The organism is Mycobacterium sp., from assembly GCF_050701675.1.
In the GTDB taxonomy this organism is placed as follows: Bacteria; Actinomycetota; Actinomycetes; order Mycobacteriales; family Mycobacteriaceae; genus Mycobacterium.
Genome location: NZ_JBOGDD010000881.1, coordinates 1 through 3,232 on the forward strand (window position 1 = coordinate 1; position 3,232 = coordinate 3,232).

The 3,232-nt window shown below is 66.7% G+C and carries 2 protein-coding genes and 1 pseudogene; all 3 read right to left on the bottom strand.

Annotated features, from left to right (window positions below):
* A pseudogene (locus tag ACRDUX_RS26855) lies at positions 1–181 on the bottom strand (diol dehydratase reactivase ATPase-like domain-containing protein); the annotation flags it as partial.
* Entirely contained in the window at positions 178–537 is a 360-nt protein-coding gene (locus ACRDUX_RS26860; RefSeq protein WP_526418233.1) for a diol dehydratase small subunit, read from the bottom strand. The pseudogene ACRDUX_RS26855 and the gene ACRDUX_RS26860, both read right to left, overlap by 4 nt.
* On the bottom strand, positions 534–2,816 hold the full coding sequence (locus ACRDUX_RS26865) for a propanediol/glycerol family dehydratase large subunit (RefSeq protein WP_526418235.1): 2,283 nt from the start codon (positions 2,814–2,816) through the stop codon (positions 534–536). Before ACRDUX_RS26865 ends, ACRDUX_RS26860 begins: the two co-directional genes overlap by 4 nt.
* Between the last annotated feature and the right edge of the window lie 416 nt (positions 2,817–3,232).

Below are 3,232 nucleotides of genomic sequence, written 5' to 3' on the forward strand. Positions count from 1 at the left end.
GTCCCCGAGTGTCCGCGAGGCGGCGGACGAGCTGCGCGGCGCCGTGGATCGCCCGCAGAGAGCCCTTGCCGCCTCGCGTCGGGGAGCGCACGCTCGCCAATACCTCGAGTCCGGCGGCCTCTCGGCAGATGACCACCTCGGTGGTGGCGTTGCCGATGTCGACACCGGCCCAGACGGTCATCGCAGCAGGCCGCGCCGCCGATAGACCATTGCGGCCTCCCGGACCAGCGCGGCACACGTGGGTGCGTACTGCGCGTCGAGTCGCTGCGCCAACTCCTCCAGCTCGGCGAACGAGGAGCGGCCAGGACGCAGCGCCTCATACGCCGCCAGCATGTCGTCGGAACTCAGAGCGGTCATCTCTGCCGCGCGTCGCAGGTTCATCGCCAACTGCACCGACCCGGTGCGCTCAGCCCTTTCCGCCTGCTCCAGGAGGGTCTCGCGGCTGATGCGGATGTCGTCGAGGGCCAGCTCCCCGTTGCATGCGGCCTCGACGGTCACGTCGGTGACGCTGCGGCCCGAGTGCGAATGGGCGGTCATCGCTTGAACTCCATGTCGACGTTCTGGCGACGCTCTTCACCGTCGCGGTATTGGCATTCAGCGCGCTCGACGGCGACCATCGACACGACTCTGGTGTGGTAGCGGGCCGTGATCGCCTCGTCGGTATAGGCGTTGCGCATCGGCGCGGGGGTGGCCCCCTTGGCGTGCCGGCCCGCATTGATGCCGATGAGCCGGTACATGTCCGGGGTGATCAGTGGCGCGACGCTGAGCAGTTCCAGGTTGGCCAGCGGTGGGAGGTCGCGACGGTGGATCAGCGTGGTGCCCTTGGCTTGCAGGCCCACTCCGATTCCGGACCCGGACAGGTGCGCTGCGGTCTTGCCGATCGACCCGAGATCGATGCTGTCGGCGATCCGGACGAGCCGCGGCACGCACTGCTCCTCCTCCAGGCCCGCCAGCACCTGCTCGAGGGCGTCGTAGATGGTCATACCCGACAGGGTGCGGAACAGCTTGGTGCCGAACGCCGGTGAGAGACCAACGACGACTTCGCGCGGGTCCTCACCGACGTGGGCGGGACCGAGCACGATCAGGCGTTCCGGCTCGGCGAACGTCGCCTGCTCCTTGACCAGATCGGTGACGGAACGCGCCTGCCGCACGGCGTCGATTTGCGCCTGTCGCTCCGCCGTCGGTCGGTATCCCGTGCCGGGGCCCTGGTAGTCGTTCGGATCCGTCATGGCGGACAGCACGTTCATCTCCTCGTCGAAGATTGCGGCGGTCTGCAGGTAGTCGCCGATGATCCGGGCCCTGGCCATTCCCAGCACCCGGTCGGCCACGTCGGTGAAACCGGTCTCGGCGAGCGCGGTGACGACGTCGAGCACCGTGAGTCCCGACTGGTCGATCATCCTCGCGGCACTCAACACCTTCACCCCGTCGGTTTGAGGAAGGTCCTTCGAACCCTCGGCTCCGACAACGGCTTCCACGTGTTCGTCATCGAAGTCGGCAAGCCCGAGATACTCGAACACCGCACGAGTGGCTTCGGCGGCCTGTCGGCGCACGGCCTCAAGCGTGGTCGGATCGACGGACCTCAGCCCACCGTCCACCCCCCAGTCGCGTTGCATCACCAGGTAGTCGTCGAGGTCGGCCGCGTTGAAGTTGGAGGGCCCGAACATGTTGTCGTAGGCGACAATCGAGCCGAATCCGGAGAAGATGAAGTCCGACCCGGACAGCAACACCGGCAGCGTCCGGCTGGTACGCCGCATCGTCGACTCGGAGACGAGGGTGTCGTTCCCGCTGCAGGATTCGAGCCCGCGGAGCATGACCATCAGGTTCTCGGCGATCAGTTCCTTGACGCCACCGGGCACCGACGCCGTGATCGAGGCGCCGTCGATGCCGCCGTTCTGCACGCCCTGCGCGCCGATGCCCTTGGCCAGAGCCACGCACCGGGATTCCAGGTAGTTCATGGACTTCCGCTCCGCCTGACCCATGAGCACTTCGGAGCCCGCCCCGCTGGACAATCGCATCTTGATCCCGCGAGACGCGTAGGACGACGTCAAGAATGCCTTTGACCACGGAGTGTCGTCACCATCGGTGAAGACCTGCTCGGTGCCGTAGACCGACACCGTCTCGGCGTACGAGACCAAACCGCGCACACCGAGTTCCAGTTCGCGCGCCTCCTCGACGGAGCACTGCGTGAGCGCACCGGGGGCGGGCACCTGGGAGCCGATCAACAGACCCACGGCGACTGCAGGCGCGTCGTCGAGAACCGGGACGGTGGCTTCCAATTCCCGGAAGCCGTACACCACGGCGGTGGCCGCATCGGCTGCGATCAGCAACGGGTCGTCGAGGCGATTCGTGACATGGGCCTGGTTGGCGGGCGTCCGCCGGGCCCGCATCTTCATCATCGCCATCTGGATCTCGACGGGATGCAACGACGCGACGACGCGGGCCATCTTCGCCGGGGTCAGTCCGGCACAGACCTTCAGGACCTGCTCTCGGGGCACACTCGCGTCGACGATGAGACGGGCCAGCTCGACCACGGTCATGGCCATCGACGTCGGCGCCTCCGCGTGGTCGATGGCGTACCGCACGACGAACTCGTCGATGGTGTCGAAGTCCGCGACCGCGGTCGAATCCATTTCCAGCACGGTGCCGTCATCGTCGACGACCCACGACGGTTCCGGGTCGTGGGGCGAAAGATGCGAGATCATGCCCAACTCCGGGTCGGGCTCGGCGAACCCGTCGAGGTTGACGCGCTGCTGATCGAGCAGGCGAATGCGACCCAGCCGGTGATCCTGCTCGGGCTCGGGGCTGTTCAGGTGCATGGCACTCGCCGTACCTCTCTCGTTGCGTGACGGACACAGCATCGACCCGAGTCCTCGGCCGGGACAACGGCAAACGGCGACCTTCCAACAACCTGTGTGACGGCGGCGATCTCGTTTCAACAAGATGGTTTCAACAAGATGTTGGAAAATGGCGAAAGCCTCTGGCAGACGGGTCGCCCGTCTCGCACACTTGCCCGGAACTCGACGGAGGCGGCGAATGCGCGACTCCGCGTGTAGATGGAGGTTCCCCATGTCCGACGTTGTCAACGAAGACGACAGGCCCCGCAGCGCAACGCCGGAGGGTCGTCGAAGTCATCTACGCGGGAACCTGGGCGTGCCCGCCATCGTCCTCATGGTGGTGGCCGCGGCGGCGCCGCTGTCGACGATCGGCGGCAACGTACCGATCGGCATTGCAC